Below are 18,052 nucleotides of genomic sequence, written 5' to 3' on the forward strand. Positions count from 1 at the left end.
GGGCTATGGCGTGGCGGGGTGGAGGGTGAAGAGGTCGCGTGCTCCGGTGATGTCCAGGACGCGCAGAGCCTGGTCCGGGAGACCGTGCAGTTCGAGGACGGCGCCTTCGGCGTGGGCTCGGTTGCGGAGTGTCAGGAGCATGTTGAGGCCGCTCGAGTCCATGAAGCTCACGTCCGACAGGTCCAGAGTGAGAGTGCAGCCCTGCAAGGCGAGCGCGTCGGTGGCGTCTGTAATACGGGCGCAGGTGTCCATGTCGAGGGGCCCCGTGAGGGTGACGACGGTGCGGTCGGCGTGCTGGGTGACGACGATGTTCGAGGTGGGGGGCATGGTCAGATCCGCCAATCGGATCGGAACCCATTGCGGTCGGCTCCCGGATTCGGGCGGAGAAGGCCGTCAAGCGCACGGCCGACTGAGGCCGTGCAAAGCCAAGCGAGACCACCCGCGGCTGCCACCGGCCAACGTGGTTGGCCTCCCGGCGGCGCGGGGTCTCCCACCAGACCAGGCTGGTTGTCCCTCGAGCGTGCCACGCTCTCGCCGCGAACGCCAGAACGGACCAGGCCGCCATCGCAGTCCCTGGCGCTACCGGCCCGCTCGAGCGGGGGGTGCGTCGGACCGCGGTGGCGACTGTTACCAGGCGGCGTGGGCGCAGATGGTCTTGCCGCCGTCGGGGGTGGGCTCGGTGTGGGTGTGGGTGTGGGGCTGTTGATGAGGTGCCAGCCGTAGCCGCCGCTTCCATCGGTTCCCGGTACGTGCTGCACCGGGGATGGGCTGGTGTCGGTGACGCGGATTTCAATGTGGTCTTCGCGGAGTTCGAGGTGGAGGGCGGCGGACCCCTCGGTGTGGCGGAGTGCGCTGGTGACGAGCTCGGTGACGACCAACAGCACCGCATCGCTGTACTCGGGCCGGGCCGGTGCTCTGACCTGCGCGGCGTGCTCGAGGAACTCTTGGACGGCGCCCCGTACTGTCGTCGTGGGCAGCCCAGTGCGGGGTACGGGCTCGTCGTAGACGAGGACGGGCGTTGCCACGAGTGCTCCCTCCGCAGTGGGCCTCCCACACAGCGCCTGCCCTTCCTGCAGGCATACACCCTATTTCGCCCCGCCCGCTCTGGTCTTATCTCAGGTGTTCGTCTGGTGGCTTTCGTTTGTGGGGGCCGTGCCAGTCGAGGCACAGCACGGTGGCGTCGTCCTTCGGCGGGCCGCCGTCGTATGCGTCGCTGACTGCACCGACGAGCGTGCGTACAACCTCCCGCGGGTGCTCGGCGGCGGTCTTGCGGAGCAGTGCTGGCAGGTCGACGGTTTCGGCGTCGCGTTCTTGCATGCCGTCGGTGTGGAGCAGGAGCCGGTCACCAGGCTGCAGGTCAAGGTCCTGGACCGCGTACGAGCCCTGGAGGGAGGGGCAGCCGAAGGGCAGGTTCACGGCCAGGCGCAGTTCGGTGACCGCACCCTCGCGCAGCAGGAACGGCCAGGGGTGGCCGGCATTGACGAGCTGAGCGCCGCTTCCGTCGAGTGCGATTCGCAGGAGTTGTCCGGTGGCCATGGTCTGGCGCCCGTGGTCGAGAAGGGCTTGGTGCACTTGGCTGGCCTGTTCGGTGAGGTCTTCGCCGGCGCGGCGGGCACCGCGGGAGGCGTTGACCAGGAGGGTGGCCATGAGGGAGGCGTCGACGTCGTGGCCCATGGCGTCGGTGATCGACAGGTGCAGCGTGTCGTTATCGAGGCTGTAGTCGTAGGTGTCCCCGGCGATGGAGGAGGCGGGGACCAAGGCGCCGGCGAGCGTGAACTGCGGGGCCTCACACGCTGCGGCGGTGGGCAGGAGCTGGCGCTGGATCTCCGCAGCCAGGCTGACGGTGGTGGTGCGGTTGCCCCAGTGATAGAGGTCAGTGAATCGGCGGTCGGTGACCAGGATGTACGCCAGAGCGTGCGCGGCCTCCTCCACCTGCACCAGCACCTCCGGTGTGACCTCGGGCAGGAACAGCTCCAGGACGCCGATGGTGTCGCCGCGGTTGGTCACCGGGGCCAGCACCCGCTGCCCCTGCCCACCGTCCGTGGCCAGCAGCAGCTTCTGGTAGCGCAGGACATCGTCGTAGACGCTGCTGCCCGCGAGTGGAACCTGCGCGGCACGGTCCCCTTGACCCACGGCCGCGGTGTCGTGCACGCGCAGCAGACGACGACCCACGACGTCGACGAACAGGAACGACACATACCGAGCCCCGAACCGGTCGCGCAGATTGCGTGCCACCACGTCCAGGGAGTCCACCGGCGCGGCAGCCTCCGCGGCCGCCAGCACCTCGGCCAGCCCGATCCGATCCTGCGCTACATCAGCCTCCATCGATAGGACTCGCCTCCTCGCTCGTGCGGCAGGAAGGACAGTTCGTCACCGGAGGGAGGACATCGCGCCTTCCTCTTCGCTTCCAAGGCGCGCTGCGGATGCACGATCGAGTCGTCTCCTCGTCGACCGATTGTCCCGAACAGTCATGCCGAAATCCTGAATCTGCCGCCAACACGGCGAACTCCTGCCGGCGGCGAAGGCAGGGGGGTGCGCCATGTCCGGGCCATGCGGAGGCAGAGGCGCATCATTGCTCTGAGAGCCAGTCCAGCGACCGCCACCTGGTTCACCAGCAGCGGGCCGTGGGCCTCCCGCGCTCGTAGCGGTCTATCTCACCCGAACCGACGAGAGCCGGGGGTGGCAGACCGAACTCCTCTGGCAACGGCGAGGCATGCAGCAGTCTCACCGCACCTGGACGACCAGCGCGGGGTCGGGACGACATCTTGGGCGCGCTCGCGTCCCGGGGACGGCGCGCGCGGTGATGAGAGACCTCGGCAAAGTGATCGAATGATTCCCACTTCCGGGGTCAAGCGGCAAGCCTAGAGATCCAGCATGACGGCGTAGGCGAGGAAGAACAGCGCTACCACGACAGCTAGCAGACAGATCAGTACGAGCGGCCCTTTTGCCCAGCCGCGGGTGAGGGGCCGGTATGGACCCGCCCCGGACCCGGTGCTCGACTCCCCGGGAGGTGTCTCCTCCGGTCGTACGCCGCCCTCGATGCCCTGGCCGGTGTCGTCGTGCGGTGGGTTCGGCCGTGGGAATTCGGTCATTGCTCTGCCACCTCGACTCTGTGTTGGCCTCGGCCGTGCGGCTTACCAGCAGCGGTTCACGACGCCGGTGACGAGCCGGGGCTATCGAGCGCCTACCCGTAGGTCACGGCCTCAGTCCGGGTCCGGGCCCTGCCCCTGCGGGAAGCAACAACTTGGCCGCTCGCTCGTCGTGCGCGGGAACAAGGTGGCGGCCGACCCGGAAGTGCCGAGCGGGGTGAGGCGATGGGTCAGGGATGAGGGTGTCCCTGTTCCGGGTCACTTTCGGGGGTCTGCCAGGAGTCCTGGCGGGGGGCGGGGCTTGAAGGCGGCGCGGCTGCCGCCTTGCGGCGGCGGGCCACGCGCCTGCTGCCCCACCAGAACGCGGCGAGGAGCAGTACTGCCACCGCGACGCCGACAACGATGAGGAGGAGCGGCGCGGTCTCTCGCTGGCTTGCGGCCACCATGCTGAAGATCACGATATCTCCTGGATCTGTGCGCCCGGTCTCTCCCGGGCAGGGTGCGGGTAGGTCCTGGGCGGCTACCCGGCGAGCGGCGTCGCATGCAGCAGTCGAAAGGGCGGTCCCGCAGCCTGCCCCGCATCGCAGCGCGTGGCCCTCCCACCCTTCCCGGTGGGCCCGGTAAGCAGACCGAACGGTGCTCCCTGTCGGCAGCGGTGCCTGGGGAGATCGCCCCCGGGGCCAGGACGAGGTTCCTTGCGCAGGCGCGTCAGCTGGGGTGGTTGTCGGGCGAATGCTGTTATCCGGCGAGGGCAGGGGGCACCCATAGGTGCCGTGGCCGGTCCACGTGAGTGGGCATGGCCCGCACCCGTCGGACGAGAACCGAAGGAGTACGAGGGATGACGAAGGCCCGCGACATCATGACGGCGGACGCGACGTGTATCGGTGCGAATGAGACGGTGCTCGAGGCGGCGAAGAAGATGACGCAGCTGGGGGTCGGCTCGCTGCCGATCTGCGGCTTGGACGAGAAGCTCAAGGGCATGCTCACCGACCGGGACATTGTCGTGAAGGTCCTGGGAGCGGGCAAGGACCCGGGCTCGGTGAAGGCCGGCGACCTGGCCCAGGGCGAGGCCGTGACCATCGGCGCCGATGACGACGCGGAGGAGATCCTGCGCGTCATGAGCGAGCACCAGGTACGTCGGCTGCCGGTCATCGACGGGCACACGCTGGTCGGCATCGTCGCGTTCGCGGACGTCGCCCGCGCGATGCCGGACGCGAAGGTCGGAGACCTGCTCCAGGCTGTCTCTCAGGACTGACCGGTCCGCTCTTTCTCGTACGCAGGCCGGCGGCGGGGCCAGTCTCACATGAGCGCACGCGCTGCGCATCCCGCTCCAGTACGGACTGTTTGCTTAGGAGGCTGTTGGGGCCGTCCGCGCCGTCCTCGTCGAGCCAGTGGCCGCCGTCCGCGAGGTAGCGGAACTGGTGGCGCTGGTCGACCGGCAGGGCGACCGTGACCGCCCGACTCCCGTCGGCCCGTGCGGCCAGCGGGTGGGCGCCGGGCCGCCAGTCGTTGAAGCCACCGACCACGCTGACCTCGCCGGCCGGATGGCCGGCCGGCAGGACGAACGTGATCTCGGTCTGCTTCTTACGCCGGGTGCGCTCCAGCATCGACGCTCAGCTCCTCACATCAAGGGGGGAATGGCTCCGCCATTCATGCCCGCTACGCCGGCGCTGGCAGCGAATGATTGGGTCACCTGCTTCTGCTGCCACCCGGACGGCCGCCCGGTCCCCGCGACGACACCCAGTCAGATCTCGACACCTCTGGGCCTGGGCTGCTGGAACGGGTCTGGCGGGGGAGGCTGTGATGTGTCGGTGTCCCGGCGGTGGGTGTCCGGGCAGGGCCCCATCGCCGGGAGGCGTTCGCGCGGCGTGCGGGGGAGTACGCCGGCGGCAGCAGACCTGTAACGCCCGTGTCCGCCGCGAGTCACGGATGTAATCCTGCTGGGTTGACGGACGCTGACCGGGCGGCAGGTTGGCTCAACCGGCCGTACCCCTGCGGCGCGCCAGGGAGGGACGTGCAGAGAGGCTTGTCTCGGGGGGAACGCGCGGCAAGCCCGTTCCCTCAAATTGGGCCGCCTGTTATCCAGGGGGTGCGGACGGTGCACCGAGCATGGGCTGAGGGACGGATGCCAGTCTTGAAGCCGGGATGTGATGGGGCGGGGCGGAGTTGCGCGTGACCGCACCGGGCTCGGGGGCGTTGGCAGGGCATGAACACAATGAAGCGTGTCTTTGCCGCGGTCGCTCTCGCTGGTGCTGCTCTGTCCGTTAGCGGTGTGGTGCAGGCGGCTGAGAGCCCGCTGGGCGCTGTGCCCGGAGTTGAGGATCTGGGTGCGGGCTTGCCCACTGATGCCCTCGCGACAGGGGAACTCGGCGACGTGACGTCGCAGGGCGGGCTGGTCGGCACCCTCGCGGGCGGCCTTGGAAAGTAGCTCTCCACGCCGGTCCTTCCGCTTCGGCGGGATGGACGCCGCCACTCCCGAGCGGGCAACCCGGCGCGCCCATAGGTCGGCTGGCCGACGGGGTGGGCCCGTGGCCGCTGTCTGGGTGGGCCGAAGTCCCAGTGTCAGCGGGTCGCTGGGACACCGCCCGGGTGCCGCGGTGCAATAGCGGTCGCGGGAGTGGCGGCTAAGGAGCCTGCTGGTCCCGGCCCCGTGGAGCTGTCGGCTGCGGGCGGGTACGGCAGCCGTCACACGTCGCCTACCCGCCCCGGCCGACAGCACCCTCAAGCGACGGTTACCGTCGCACGGGCTTGCCCGTTCGCCCCTTACCGGGGTGCGTGGTGGCGACGCGCGTGTGAGAGTGCGGATGGGAAAGCCACGAGACGGGTGCCCCAAGCGAGCAGGACCCGGCCGGGGCCCGTAGTCACTCCGGCCGGGTCCTGCTCGCGTCTGCGAGTGCCCTCGTCGCCCAGGCGCGGCGGGGACGTGCGGCCAAGTTGACGACCTCCACGGTGGCACCCGACCCCAGGGCCTCGGACCACGGCGTCGGAGAGCTTGCCCCGTTCCTCGAGGGGCAGGGGCCAGGGCGGTCGTGGTGGTGCTCAGGCCGGTCGGGGTTGTCAGGGTCATCGGGGGTTCCTGTCCTCGGCCGGACGGGTGGATCGTGCGCACGTATCCGCTCACCAGGCCGGGGCGGGTCGGCCCGGTCATGAACCGGAATCGGGGGTGTCCGGCGTCGCGGCGTGCACTGAGGTGCGGGGGCGGAGGATTTGCTCGGGACGGCAGGGGTTTTGCAGGCTGTCGGTTGCCGGTCCCCGCCAAGGCCAGTCGCCCGGGGACGGCAGTCAGCCGAGGGAAGGAACCGCTCTGTGTCCGCCGTACTCTCCGACGACCTGAAGAAGCTCATCGACGACACCCCGGTTTTCGCGACCGTGGCCACGATCCAGCCGGACGGCAGCCCGCAGCTGTCGATCACCTGGCTCACCCGGGACGGTGACGACCTGCTCGTCTCCACGACGGTCGGCCGCCGCAAGGAGAAGAACCTGCGCGCGGACCCGCGGATCACGGTCATGATCAACCCGCACAATGCGCCCTACAGCTACGCCGAGGTCCGTGGCTCGGCCTCGATGACCACCGAGGGCGGCTATGAACTGATCGACGCGCTGTCGCGCAAGTACACCGGCAAGGACTACGCGGACTTCAACCCGGCGTCGAAGGACGACGCCGAGCGTGTCGTCGTCCGCGTCACCCCGCGCAAGGTCGTCGGCTCGATCTGACACCCGACGGACGGGCCGACGGGAGGAGGCCCCTGATCAGCTGTGCTGGCCGGCTCGGCACTGCCTCTTTCGGCTTAGGTGAAACGCGCGGCGCCGGTCGGAGAGCCACCGTCCGGTGCCGGTGCCGGTGCCGGTGCCGGTGGGCGTCGCCGGACGGTCGACGGCGTCGGCCCCGAGTACATGCCGGGGCCGACGCCGTCGTTCCGGTGGCTGCCGCTGTCAGGCGTCGGCCCCCTTCACTTCTCCGCTGTGACCGCGGTCAGCGCCAGGACTGCTGCGGGGAGCCGTTGCAGTCCCAGAGCTGGACCTTCCCGCCGTTGCGGTTCTGGGTGGTGTCGTGATCCAGGCACTTGTTGTTGTACTTCAGACGAATCGAATGGTCCGCGCCCCGGTACCAGGCCTGCTGGGGCTGGCCGTTGCAGTTCCACAGCTGGACGATGCCGCCGTTGTTGTTGATGGTGTTGGTGTCGGCGTCCAGGCACTTTCCGTTGAAGTCGACCTTCAGCTCACCGGACGGGTGAAGGACCCAGCGCTGGTTGGCGGCGTGGTTGCAGTCCCACACCTGAGCCCGGGCCGGGTTGTTGTTGATGGTGTTCGTGTCCGCGTCCAGACACCGGTTGCTGAGCTGGACCTTGTACACCATGCCGGCGGCAGCCCTCCGGGTACTGGTGTCGGCGCCGACAGCGCTCTCGACGGTGGTCAGGGGAAGGAGTAGGAGGGCGAAGCCGGTGGACAGCGTCCTGGCCGTACGGGAGTCGAAGCGCATCGCTGAGGGACCTTTCGATCGGTGAGCGGGCCGGTTGTGGGCGCACCCGTGCCGCATGGAGGCGGAGGAGGGGAGCCGCGTGCTTCACCTCGTGGGGTGAACCGCCGACTGGATGTTCCGAGTTTGTGGCGGTCTGGCAGCGCGGGCAACCTTGTCCCGGTTGTTTCAGCTATGTCGGGATCCCTACGCTTCTGACCTGCTGGGACGGGCGCATCCCGGGACAGGGCGCGCCCCATGGGACACCTCGGCGACTTTCCGGGGAGAGGGCAGGGATGAGTTACTTCGACGGCACGGACCGGCACACCACGGACGCCCGCCGGCTGGGCGACGCGCTGCGTGCCCTCCAACAGCGCTCCGGATGCACCTTGCGCGACCTGGAGAGCCGGATGCCCATCAGCGACTCGTCGCTGTCGCGCTACTTCTGCGGGCAGACCGTTCCGCCCTGGACCGTGGTCCAAGACCTGTGCCGGGCGCTGGGAGCCGAGTCTGCGGAGTACCGCGCGCTGTGGGAGGCCGCCGCGCGCAACGAGCCCCGGCCGCCTGCGGTCGGTGCGCATCAGTCAGAGGCAGCGGCCGACGAGGAGGAAGTGGCCGAGGTCGCCGAGGTCGCTGCACCCACCCCGGCATCTGCGGGGGCGTCCGACAGCGCGGATCCCCGGGCCGCCGCGCCGCGGCGCAGGGCGTGGTCGCTGCCTGGCGGCCGCCGCGCGTGCACCCTCGCCGGCGCCCTGGCCGGGGCTGCGCTGGGCGCGGTGCTCACCTGGTTCCTCCTGCCGGCAGCGCCCGGAGCACCCGAGGACGGCGCCCACACCAACCGGGCCGGGTCCGCAGCCGAAGAACCAGCCGGAACGGCACCCGAAACAGGGGAGCCCGCGACGGGAGGGCCGGGGCCGGCCGACACCGTGCGCATCTTCGTCAGCCGCCGGACCGGCGCCTGCCTGGACCACAGCCTCGACAAACGGCTGCGCACCTTCCCCTGCAACGGCATGAGCTATCAGCGGTGGACCCAGCACCGGCAGCCGGACGGCACCTTCCGGCTGCGCAACCACGCCACCGGCGCCTGCCTCGCCCACAGCCCGGACGGCCTGGACACGGCGGCCTGTACCGCCGCCCCGTCCCAGAAGTGGGTGGTCACTCCCTGGCCCGATGAGTCGGTCGAGGTCCGCAGCAAGGCCACGGGCGCATGCCTCGCAGACAGTGCCGAGGCTGGCCTGAGGGCCCTGGCATGCGCCCGTACGGACCACCAGAGGTGGGGCTGACACCGCCCGGCCGGGCCGCCGGTTTCAGGCGACATCCACGCTGTCCAGTTCGGCGTACCACTCGCCCTTGCCGAGCCGGACGGTGTTCCAGCCCTCCCGCAGGGTGAGTGGCGCCCTCGCGGTGCGCCAGGTGTCCCACCCGCTGTGCGGGTAGTGCACGGCGCCGGCGGCGCTGCCGTTGACCGAGAGCAGGTGCGAGGAGGCCGTCGGGGCGCCGGTGTGGTCCAGGGAGCCGTTGCCGAAGTGCAGGGTGAGGGTGTGGTGCCCGCCGGAAGCGGCGAAGACGTCGAACTCGACGAAGCTGTCGGGGTGGTCGATGTGCCCGACAGCGCGGTCGCCCTGGGCGCTCGGCGCGGCCCGTACGATCGCGCGGTGCACGCGCGCGTTCTCTGCCTGGTGGCGCGCCTTGCTGCCGCGCACCACGGGCCGGCCGTGTGCGAACCCCAGGTCGGCGGCGTGCAGGACCCGGCTGGGGCCGCTCCAGCCGTGGAAGACGATGCGGTCACGGCCGTCGGGGCCAGCGACGATGTCCTGGCCGCCGGGCCCGACGATGGCGCCCGAGAAGCTGTCGGTCGTCATCAGCGGATCGGCAGCCTTGGTGTACGGGCCGGTGAGCCGGTCCGCGACCGCGTAGCCGGTCTTGTACCGCTCTCCGTCGTACGCGTTCGCCGAGTAGAACAGCACGTAGCGGTCGCCTCGCCGGACCAGGGTGGGGGCCTCCACGAGGTCACCCTCCCAGTCGCGGTCCCGGGTGATCAGCCGTACGGCCTCGCCGGTGAGGCGGGTGCCGTCCCAGGACGTCTCCTGGAGGTGGAGCCAGGTGTCGCGGGAGCAGCAGTTGCCGTCGTTCTTCCACACGACGTAGCGCCGGCCGCCCTCGGTGAAGCCCGCCGCGTCGATCGCGCCGCCCTCCTCGGCCGGGCAGATGAGCGGCCGCTCACCCACCGGTGTGAACGGGCCGTCGGGGGAGCGCGACAGCGCGACGCCGATGCACTGCGTCCCGCTTGCGGCGTCGCGGGCGGTGTAGTGCATCGTGAAGCCGTTGCCGTTGTCGAACACGTCCGGGGCCCACACTTTGCCGCGGGGCTCCGTCGCGGCCCAGCCGCCGAGCACGGGCAGGGCGTCGGCCGCTGCCGGTGACCACGTGGTCAGGTCGCGCGATGTGGCGTGCTGGATGTTCCGGCCGTTCCCGTTGGTGGCGTACGCGTGGTATGTGCCCGCCACCTGGATGACGTCGGGGTCGGCAAAGTCCCGGTCGAGCACCGGGCCGCCGGCCGCTGCCCGTGCGGGCAGCGCGGCCAGGCAGGCCGCCAAGGCGGCGCAGATGGCGAGTACGGCGCGGACGGCGAGCTGGGTGCGACGCCCGGTCCGGGGTGAGTGCGTATGGCGGTCCATGGCGTCGCCTCTTCAGGGCCGGCGGGATGTCCGGTACGGGTTTCCCACCGGAGAACGATCCGCTGCCCCGCAGGTTCCTCTCGGCGGATCGACCCAACCCAACCCGGCGAACCTACGCGGTCACAGCACTGAAGAGCCGTCTGGATCGAACGTGAGAAAAGGATTCGCTTGGCGGTACGGCATCCCGCCTGGATGTGGAGGTCACGATCGGCCCGTCATCCGGCCCGCTTCGACGTACTTGCCGTGCCCACCGGGTCGGCCGGTGCAGTGTGGGAGCCGGTGAAGTAGTCCGCGTCCTTGGGGCGGTCGGCGGGATTGCTGGAGCGGGGGGCCGGCACCAGGTGCGGTATGTACTTGGAGCAGTGGATGTAGGCCTCTTCGACGGTGAGGTGGACCCACATCTCAGGGCCGCGCCCCGGGCCGACGTCGTTGGGCAGGCCGGGCTGTGCGGTGCGGAGGTCGCCGTCGAGGTAGAGCTGGGCAACGCCGTTGACGTGCAGGCCGACGTGATGGTGCGTGAAGTCGACGAAGAGCATGCCGAGGTGTGGGTTCTCGCTCATGTTGCCGGCACTGGCAAGCACGCCGTTCCCCCGGAACTCTGGGTAGACAAGGGTCTTCTTGTCCAGTACACGCACAAAGCCGGGCCGGCCTGCCCGGAAACTGGCGTCGCACTCGCCGCGGGAGTCGGCGGTGGCCAGGAAGACCATGCTTTGTCGGGCGATGAACTCCTGCATCTCGGCCGTGAGACAGGGGCGCACCTGCTGGTCGTAGAACCGGGCGGCGCGGTCGGCGCTGCCCATGTTCTGCTGCAGCCGGTGTTCGCCTTCTGATCCGAAGGGCGGCGGGGGGAAAGTCACGGGGCGTTCTCCTGGCAGGATCGGCAAGCGTGTGGCTCAAGAAGCGGACAGGACGGGGGTTTCGAACGGGTCGTAGTGGATGCGGTCGGGCTGAGTGCCGTGCCGCGTGAGTGTCTCGCTGGCGGAGACCACCATCGGAGCCGGTCCGCTGAGAAAGACGTCGTGCTGATACCACGGCCCGTACTCGGCCAGCACCTGCGGCAGGGAGCCCCGGATACCGGGGATGTACTCGTGAGAGACGGCACCCCTGATGGACAACCAGTGGTACTGCTGCGCCATTCGGAGCATGTCGTCGACCCCATACAGCTCGGCACCGGTACGGGCCCCGAGGAACAGGTCGACCTTGTGCCGTCCGCCACGGCGGGCGACTTCCTCGACGATCGCGCGGATCGGTGCGAGACCCGTGCCGCCCGCTACACAGAGCAGGTCCCTGTGGACGGCGGCATCAAGGACCATGTCACCCATCGGCGCACCTAGCTTGACCACATCTCCCACGGCGGATCGGTGCACGAGCGCGTCGCTGACAGAGCCGCCGGCCACCGCGCGCACGTGGAAGGTGAGGGTGCCGTCGGGACGGGGCGCGTTGGCGGGGGAGTAGTAGCGCCAGACTTTGGGCCACCACGGCGTCTCGAGGCTGACGTACTGCCCGGCGACGTACGGGTACGGCACGTGGGGGCGCACCGTGACCTCGGCGATGCCGTGTCCACGCTGGACCTTGTGCACCACCCTGGCGGGCCAGACGGCGGGCCGCTGGGCCTCGTCCTGCTCGGCAGCGCCGATCATCACGTCGGCGACCACCCCGTACGCCTTGGTCCAGGCCGCGGCCATGTCCGCGGTCCAGGCGGGTCCGGCATAACGGGCCAGAGATGCGAGGAGGCACTCGCCCACGGCAGGGAAGTGTGCGCTGAGGGTGCCGAACTTGCGGTGATCGCGACCGAGGTGACCGCAGAAGCGGACCAGGCTCTCCGGGTCGTCGACCAGGTCCACGATGCGCAACAGCGCACGCAGCAGACGGCCGCGCTGGGCGTCCATTCCCGGGGGAAACATCGGACGGACCTCGGGGTAGCGGGTGAAGAGGATCGCGTAGAAATAGACCGTCATGTCCGCGGCGAAAGGTTCGACTATGGAGACGGAAGCCCGTATGAGTGCTATCTCGTGGGCGGAGAGCGGCGGCTCGGCGGTGGCTGCCTCGCCGCTGGCGGCGGCTTGCGAGGGAGCCGCGTGGGGGGCGGTGTCTTCCGGGTGCGGGTGAGTGGGCGGGGTGGTGGATCGTGCGATACGGAATCTCAAGAGACCAATGCTCCTCCTACCGGTATGTGATCTGGCCCCGATCGTCCGAGGGCGGTGTCGTACATGACGTCGCCGTCTCGCAGCAAGCCGAGGGCGTAACCCTCACCCGCTCTGTCTCCCGGGGAAGTGGCGGGCGTGGCGGCGACGGGGGCTTGCATGAGTACTCCTGCTGTGATGGGGGACGTTGAAGCGGAGCAAGGGGTCCCGGAAGTGACGCGATCACGGGGGCGGCTCAGAAGTAGCAACGGGCCGAGACGACGGGCCCGGCCGATTTCACGCTCGTCAATACCAGCGTTTAGGGGCCAATTCATGATGGATCCAAGGTGGATTGCACGCGGGGACAAGACATGGCTGGGCCCCCGACCTGGGGAAGTAGGTCGAGGGCCCCAAGAGGGGGGCGACGGCGCTAGCTGCGCACCGCGGAGGAGTCGTTGACGTCTTGCTTCGCATGGCGGGCCTTGCCCTTGGCCTGCTCTGCGTGGCCTTCGGCGGTCATCCGCTCATTGCCGAAGGCCCGGCCGAGGGTTTCCTTGGCCTTGCCCTTGGCCTGCTCGGCGTGCGCCTTGCTCTTCTCCGTGCCCGGCATCGGGACCTCCACGTGATGTACCGGATTTTGGTCGTGACGACCCTCCTGCTCGAGATCGGTACCGGCAAACCCCGTACCGGGGACAGACTTCGCCGAGGCAGGTCCTCCACGCTGGGGCGGGTGGCTTCACGGCGTTGCTCTCAACGACTGCGGCAACGGCCAGCCGACTGCTCACGCGCCCGCGCAGGTCGTAGGGCCGCCTGCATGCGCGGGGCGGGCCTGACGGGATCAGACCTGGCCGCGCCGGGCTCCGATCTCCGTGCCGCGCTCCCCGATGAACTCCTTGAGATGGGTCACGGCCCGCGACGGTGCCGCGGTGTGGGTCGTTGGGCAGCCATGGACCAGGGAACCGTTCCGTTACCGAGGTGTTCCGCTGATCCGGGCGCGGGCGAGGGGCGGGTTTCTGATGCGCCGATCTACGACGCTGTTGAACGGCTGTGGCTTCAGGAGGGCCGGGAGGTGCCCTGCCGAGGAGGATCCGCCAGGACCCCGGCCGGCAAGCATCGGTTCGTGGATCCCGACCTGTTCAACCGTGGCTGATGGGCCCGGTCACGCTCACTTCGCGCACCGGCGAGGTCCTGCCCGGCGAGTACGCCGCCTCACGTCAACACCTCCGGATACCGCAGCGCACGTGTGGCCGGGTGTGGGACAGGTCCGGTCCGCGTGTGTCGCGGGCCGGACCTGGTGGTGGGCGTGGGTGCCCGGTGGGTGTTAGGGCAGGGTGGCGAAGGGGATGTCGATGTAGGACTCGTTGCCCTTGGGGGAGGTGATCTCGAGGGCGGCGGGGATGGTGTTCTCGTCCGCGTAGAACGGGTCGTAGCTGTCGATGATGAGCTGCAGTTGGCGGCCCTTGGCGAGGATGTAGTGGGTGGGCTGGAGGCGGAAGGTCACCGTGGCGGCTTGTTGGTCGGTGAGGGTGTAGGGGGCGTGGGTGATGATCGCGGCCCTGCCGGTCGCGGGGTCGCAGTCCAGCAGGTAGGCGGTGAAGGTCGCGTTCTTCGTCTGCGGCCTCACGGTGAGCCGGGCCTCCAGGTCGCCCTGGACGCGCATCGGCCGGTCCAGTGGCGCGGTGGTCCAGACGGCGGCGACGTCGCGCTTGATGTCGGCGGTCTTGTAGACGTGCGGGAGCCCCACGCGCTCGGCCAGGCCGCTCTGGACGAGCTTGGGCGCGACGACGATCCCGGTGTCCGGGCCGGCGGCCTGGACGGAGCGGGTCCACCCCGGCTGCGGCTGGCCCTGCGCCAACGGCGCGTCCTGCTTCCCGGCGGGTACGTCGCCGAGGTGGAAGCGCTCCTTGGGGAGGGCGTAGTCCGCCCAGTCGTCGTGGGTGAGGTCGGACAGCAGGTTGTGCATGTACTCCGAGCGGATGCCGAACTGTGGCTGGGCGCCGTCGCCGGCGGTGCCGCCGAGGTGGTGGTCCATCCACCGGTAGGTCATCTCGGTGGGCTTGGAGATACCGCCGAGCAGGCCGGGCAGTTCGCTGTTGCCGTGGTCGCCGATCTGCACCAGCAGCGACTTGGGGCCCTGCAGCTTGGTGAAGAGGTCGACGACGGCGGGCACGGAGAAGATTGTTTCGTGCCAGGAGGTGGTCATCAGGACCGGCAGCGCACGGTCGTTGTATGCCTTCAGCTGCTCGATCGGAGAGCGGAGCTTGGCGAACTTCCTGACCTCGTCGTCGATGACGTTGCCGCGGATCTTCCTGATGATCCCCTGGAACTCCTGGGAGCAGCGCTCCTCGTGGAATAGGGCCACGAGTGCCTCGAAGGCCTTGATGTGCCGGGTGCCGTTCTCGAACAGTGAGGTGAACAGGTCGCCCCAGGCGCTGGCGCCCGCAACGGCCTTGACCCGCGGGTCCTGTGCCGCCAGGAGCAGGCTGGTACCGGCGCCGTAGGAGGCGCCGAAGCATCCGATCCGCTCCGGGTCGATGCCTTCCTGCGCGGTGAGGAAGTTGAGGATCTCGACTCCGTCGGCGACGTCCTGGGGGCCGGCGACCTGGATCTTGCCTTCGGAGCGGGCCAGACCGCGCTGGCTGTAGGTCAGGACGGCATAGCCGCCCTGTGTCCAGCGCGGGACCGTGCCGAAGTAGGCCAGCCGCCCGAAGTCGTTTAACGGGGCGGGCATGAGGATCGCGGGACAGGTCTGCCCCGGCGCGAGGTGGCGCGGCGTGCTCAGCCCGGCATCGATCCGGGTCCCGTCCGCCATGGCGATCTGGAACTCCCGGTACTCGGCGATCTCCGCCTGCACCTCGTAGGTGTCGGCAATACCCCACTGGTCGAGCCTGCCGATCAGGCGCGGCGACGGGTCGAGCAGTGCCTCGCGGATCGCCTCCAGCTTGGCGACGTCGTCGGGGCTCAGAGCGAACGGACTCTCGGGGGTTCCGTTGACCGGCATGGATGTTCCGCCTTCCGTGGCAGTGCTTCTGACGAAATGTCATAGGCATGATCGTTCCGGCGCGATCACCCCCGGCAAGCAAACCGAGCTCGTCACCCGAACGAGTGATGGGCGGCTGTTGAAACCTCGGATGGAACCGACCCCGCTCGTAAAGGGACAAAGGCCAGGGGACCGGACTATCTGTACGTGGAGCAGGCCCTCGGCCCTCCCTGAAGGCCGGGTTCAGTTAGCCCTGGTGTTCGCGGGCATCGGCAGGTTCCCCCGCTGTGGCTCCCCACAGGCCGGACGGCATGCGCAGGATGCTCGTTCAAAATGTGGAGCAAGCTGGCCGAAGCAAGGGGATAGCGGGTCCCGGTTCCCGCCGAAGCGGAGTTACAGCGCGCAGTTGCCAGTCGCGGCGCCTGTCGGGGAGAGCGGGGAGGTCTGCGGGAGCCGGGGGCTGGGGATACGGGCTCCCTCGCTCTGAATTGTTACCGCCTTCCGGCCCGCCCTGGCCCCAACGGATGTTCGAGCTAAGGCCGACGGTTCGCCCATGCCCTGGCCGGAACCGGAGCTACTTCGCACCGGAGTTGAAGCAGCAGCCAACTGGTGCCAGGGCAAGCCGATTTTGTAGGGCCAGCTCAGAGCGAGGGGGCCAGGGCTACACCGAATCGAGCGGACGTATATGCCATTCCGCCATCGATTCGAGGCCGACGGGCGAAGGGAGACTCTGGCTGGCACGGCCGTAACCGATTCGGCTGGTACACAGAGCTTGAATTCTGTTCAGGAGAGGGGATTCTTCGCGTGGGGTGGGAAGGACGAGGGCATGCCGCTCGGTGGAATTAGGCGTCCCGTCTCCTGTGCCGTCTGTGGTGCTACTGGCCGACAGGGCGATACTCGGACGTTGTGTGTTTCGCAGGGCCGTGCTGGTGACCTGGCATTCGGAAGCGTGTCCTCATCTGGTGGCGGACCGGATCCGGCCGAGGGGCAGTGAACGCGTGCCGACGCCGGCCCGTGCAAGGCTGAGGCCGCAGCTCACCTCCCTGACGCCCCGCCTGCCCAGTGTCCCGAGGCCGCCGAGCGTGCCCGAGGGGTCGATGGGGTGCCCGGTCAGCCGGCGCGTACGGTGCGATCACACTGGTTGCTGCCTTGCCGCTGCCCCACCGGGCTTGATCAGCCGGCGGCGGAGCGGGGCGTGGTGCTGGTGTCCGCGTTCGCGGCCGGGTGAATGGTGAAGACCCGGTCCAGACCGATGATGCGCAGGATGCGGGTGGTGTTGGCGGGAACCGAAGCCAACACGATGTCACCTTCTTGTTCGATCGCCAGGTTGCGGGCTGCCAGCAGGGCGGTGATGCCGCTGGAGTCGCAGGAGCTCAGACCCGCCAGGTCGAGGACCAGTAGCTGTCCGGGGGCCAAGGTGAGGCCGTCTTCGGTCTTGCGGAGTTCGGGTGCGGTCGCGTAGTCGAGGTCACCGGTGATCTCCAACACGGGACCGGTGTCCGTGGTACGGGAGGTGATCGTCAGCGAGGTCATCTCAGTCTTCACTCCCGGGGGCGGGATCAGCAGCCGGTGCAGGTGCCGGTACGCCGAGGGCGAGCAGTGCGGTGTCGTCGTCGAGTCCGTCGCCGAATGAGGCGAGGAGCCCCGTTAGGGCGTAGTGGGCGGTGCCGTCCGCGCGCTGGATGAGCGCGGAGGGATGGCTGCCGGAGGCCAGGTGCACATCTACACGGTCGCTGCCCGGCTGGAGGAAGCCGAACACGACGGTGCAGTAGCGGGCGTCCCCGCTGGTAAAGCGCTCGTGCAGCACGGTGTTCAGGGTGCTCAGCACGTTGATGGGGTCGGGGTCGTGCAGTGCTGCGGCTCTGAGGGTGTAGCGGGTCAGTGAGGTGACCGCGGCGGCCTGGGGGCCCTTTCCGCACACGTCGCCGAGGAAGAACGCCCACCGGTCGGTGCCGACGGGGAACAGGTCGTAGAAGTCTCCGCCGAGCAGGTCCGGGGAGGCGGTGTGGTAGTAGGAGGCGGCATCCAGCCCCGGCACGGTGGGCAGCTCGGCCGGCAGCAGGCTCTGCTGGAGGACGGCCAGGGCCTCTTGCAGCCGTGCACGGTCGGCCTCGGCCTGGCGTCGGGCTTCTTCGGCGGCCTGGCGGCTGCGCAGCAGTTCGCTCTGGTGCTGCTCTGTCCGTCACCGGGGTGGCGCAGGCGGCTGAAAGCCCGCTGGGCGCTGTGCCCCGCGCCCAGGACCTGGGCGCGGGCTTGCCCATTGACGCCCTCGCGACAGGGGAACTCCGCGACGTGACGTCGCAGGGCACCCTCGCGGGTGGCCTCGGAAAGCAGGCCTCGGCGGTTGTCGACTTTCGAGCGGGCAATCCGGTGCACATGGGCCGGCGGGGTGGGCCCGTGGCCGCTGTCTGGGTGGGCCGAAGACGCTGTGTCAGCGGGTCGCTGGGACACATCCCGGGGCCGTGGCGCAGTTGCGGTCGCGGGAGTGGCGGCTGGAGGAGCCTGCTGGTCCCGGCCCCGTGGAGCTGTCGGCTGCGGGCGGTTCGGCAGCCGTCACACGTCGCCGTACCGCCCCGGCCGACAGCACCCTCAAGCGACGGTTGCCCTCGTATCGGTTTGCCCGTTCGCCCTATGCCGGGGTGCGTGGTGGTGCTGTGCGTGTGAGAGTGCGGATGGGATGGCCACGACGACGGGTTGCCCCGCACGAGCAGGACCCGGCCGGGGCC

Annotated in this window: 14 protein-coding genes and 1 pseudogene; 3 read left to right on the forward strand and 12 right to left on the reverse strand. The window is 69.5% G+C overall.

Features of this window, described 5'->3' with window-relative positions:
• Positions 1 to 3 precede the first annotated feature (3 nt).
• From ACFWBW_RS16405 to ACFWBW_RS16420, 4 genes are all read right to left on the reverse strand, one after another.
• Complete coding sequence (locus ACFWBW_RS16405; RefSeq protein WP_385372946.1) at positions 4 to 327, reverse strand: STAS domain-containing protein; 324 nt, start codon at positions 325 to 327, stop codon at positions 4 to 6.
• Positions 328 to 1,110: 783 nt separating this feature from the next.
• Positions 1,111 to 2,325: a PP2C family protein-serine/threonine phosphatase gene (locus ACFWBW_RS16410; protein ID WP_385372948.1), complete on the reverse strand. Its 1,215-nt coding sequence runs from the start codon at positions 2,323 to 2,325 to the stop codon at positions 1,111 to 1,113.
• Between the two features lie 536 nt (positions 2,326 to 2,861).
• Entirely contained in the window at positions 2,862 to 3,092 is a 231-nt protein-coding gene (locus tag ACFWBW_RS16415) for a DUF6480 family protein (RefSeq protein WP_385372950.1), read from the reverse strand.
• A 227-nt stretch (positions 3,093 to 3,319) separates the two neighbouring features.
• The gene (locus ACFWBW_RS16420; protein ID WP_385372951.1) at positions 3,320 to 3,547 is read right to left on the reverse strand and encodes a DUF6479 family protein; all 228 of its coding nucleotides are present in this window, start codon (positions 3,545 to 3,547) and stop codon (positions 3,320 to 3,322) included.
• A gap of 380 nt (positions 3,548 to 3,927) precedes the next feature.
• Here ACFWBW_RS16420 and ACFWBW_RS16425 point away from each other — a divergent pair, with 380 nt between their 5' ends.
• Both ACFWBW_RS16425 and ACFWBW_RS16430 read left to right on the forward strand, forming a co-directional pair.
• Positions 3,928 to 4,344 (forward strand): CBS domain-containing protein, encoded by a 417-nt coding sequence (locus tag ACFWBW_RS16425; protein ID WP_385372953.1) that lies wholly within the window; start codon positions 3,928 to 3,930, stop codon positions 4,342 to 4,344.
• 2,051 nt (positions 4,345 to 6,395) lie between these two features.
• Complete coding sequence (locus ACFWBW_RS16430) at positions 6,396 to 6,803, forward strand: PPOX class F420-dependent oxidoreductase (RefSeq protein WP_385372955.1); 408 nt, start codon at positions 6,396 to 6,398, stop codon at positions 6,801 to 6,803.
• 259 nt (positions 6,804 to 7,062) lie between these two features.
• Here ACFWBW_RS16430 and ACFWBW_RS16435 read toward each other — a convergent pair whose 3' ends face one another.
• The gene (locus ACFWBW_RS16435; protein WP_385372957.1) at positions 7,063 to 7,569 is read right to left on the reverse strand and encodes a ricin-type beta-trefoil lectin domain protein; all 507 of its coding nucleotides are present in this window, start codon (positions 7,567 to 7,569) and stop codon (positions 7,063 to 7,065) included.
• A 272-nt stretch (positions 7,570 to 7,841) separates the two neighbouring features.
• On the opposite strand from ACFWBW_RS16435, the gene ACFWBW_RS16440 reads away from it, so the two are divergent.
• A complete protein-coding gene (locus tag ACFWBW_RS16440) occupies positions 7,842 to 8,828 on the forward strand; it encodes an RICIN domain-containing protein (protein WP_385372959.1) in 987 nt (328 codons plus the stop codon).
• A 24-nt stretch (positions 8,829 to 8,852) separates the two neighbouring features.
• Here ACFWBW_RS16440 and ACFWBW_RS16445 read toward each other — a convergent pair whose 3' ends face one another.
• The 7 genes and pseudogenes from ACFWBW_RS16445 to ACFWBW_RS16475 all read right to left on the reverse strand — a co-directional run.
• The gene (locus ACFWBW_RS16445) at positions 8,853 to 10,223 is read right to left on the reverse strand and encodes a family 43 glycosylhydrolase (RefSeq protein ID WP_385372961.1); all 1,371 of its coding nucleotides are present in this window, start codon (positions 10,221 to 10,223) and stop codon (positions 8,853 to 8,855) included.
• 215 nt (positions 10,224 to 10,438) lie between these two features.
• Positions 10,439 to 11,080, reverse strand: coding sequence for a pyridoxamine 5'-phosphate oxidase family protein (locus ACFWBW_RS16450; protein WP_385372963.1), 642 nt, complete (start codon positions 11,078 to 11,080; stop codon positions 10,439 to 10,441).
• Between the two features lie 36 nt (positions 11,081 to 11,116).
• The gene (locus tag ACFWBW_RS16455; RefSeq protein WP_385372965.1) at positions 11,117 to 12,370 is read right to left on the reverse strand and encodes a globin domain-containing protein; all 1,254 of its coding nucleotides are present in this window, start codon (positions 12,368 to 12,370) and stop codon (positions 11,117 to 11,119) included.
• Positions 12,371 to 12,776: 406 nt separating this feature from the next.
• Positions 12,777 to 12,956, reverse strand: coding sequence for a CsbD family protein (locus ACFWBW_RS16460; protein ID WP_385372967.1), 180 nt, complete (start codon positions 12,954 to 12,956; stop codon positions 12,777 to 12,779).
• A 711-nt stretch (positions 12,957 to 13,667) separates the two neighbouring features.
• Positions 13,668 to 15,347, reverse strand: a complete 1,680-nt coding sequence (locus ACFWBW_RS16465) for a CocE/NonD family hydrolase (protein WP_385372969.1) — start codon at positions 15,345 to 15,347, stop codon at positions 13,668 to 13,670.
• Positions 15,348 to 16,499: 1,152 nt separating this feature from the next.
• The gene (locus tag ACFWBW_RS16470; protein ID WP_385372971.1) at positions 16,500 to 16,859 is read right to left on the reverse strand and encodes an STAS domain-containing protein; all 360 of its coding nucleotides are present in this window, start codon (positions 16,857 to 16,859) and stop codon (positions 16,500 to 16,502) included.
• Between the two features lies 1 nt (position 16,860).
• Positions 16,861 to 17,496, reverse strand: a pseudogene (locus ACFWBW_RS16475) (PP2C family protein-serine/threonine phosphatase); the annotation flags it as partial.
• Positions 17,497 to 18,052: the final 556 nt, after the last annotated feature.

Source organism: Streptomyces sp. NPDC059957 (assembly GCF_042730015.1).
Lineage (GTDB): Bacteria > Actinomycetota > Actinomycetes > Streptomycetales > Streptomycetaceae > Streptomyces.

Coding starts and splice junctions, on each gene's coding strand:
- ACFWBW_RS16425 (WP_385372953.1), top strand. CDS start 3,928: ATGACGAAGGCCCGCGACATCATGACGGCGGACGCGACGTGTATCGGT.
- ACFWBW_RS16465 (WP_385372969.1), bottom strand. CDS start 15,347: ATGCCGGTCAACGGAACCCCCGAGAGTCCGTTCGCTCTGAGCCCCGAC.
- ACFWBW_RS16460 (WP_385372967.1), bottom strand. CDS start 12,956: ATGCCGGGCACGGAGAAGAGCAAGGCGCACGCCGAGCAGGCCAAGGGC.
- ACFWBW_RS16410 (WP_385372948.1), bottom strand. CDS start 2,325: ATGGAGGCTGATGTAGCGCAGGATCGGATCGGGCTGGCCGAGGTGCTG.
- ACFWBW_RS16435 (WP_385372957.1), bottom strand. CDS start 7,569: ATGCGCTTCGACTCCCGTACGGCCAGGACGCTGTCCACCGGCTTCGCC.
- ACFWBW_RS16470 (WP_385372971.1), bottom strand. CDS start 16,859: ATGACCTCGCTGACGATCACCTCCCGTACCACGGACACCGGTCCCGTG.
- ACFWBW_RS16415 (WP_385372950.1), bottom strand. CDS start 3,092: ATGACCGAATTCCCACGGCCGAACCCACCGCACGACGACACCGGCCAG.
- ACFWBW_RS16440 (WP_385372959.1), top strand. CDS start 7,842: ATGAGTTACTTCGACGGCACGGACCGGCACACCACGGACGCCCGCCGG.
- ACFWBW_RS16445 (WP_385372961.1), bottom strand. CDS start 10,223: ATGGACCGCCATACGCACTCACCCCGGACCGGGCGTCGCACCCAGCTC.
- ACFWBW_RS16405 (WP_385372946.1), bottom strand. CDS start 327: ATGCCCCCCACCTCGAACATCGTCGTCACCCAGCACGCCGACCGCACC.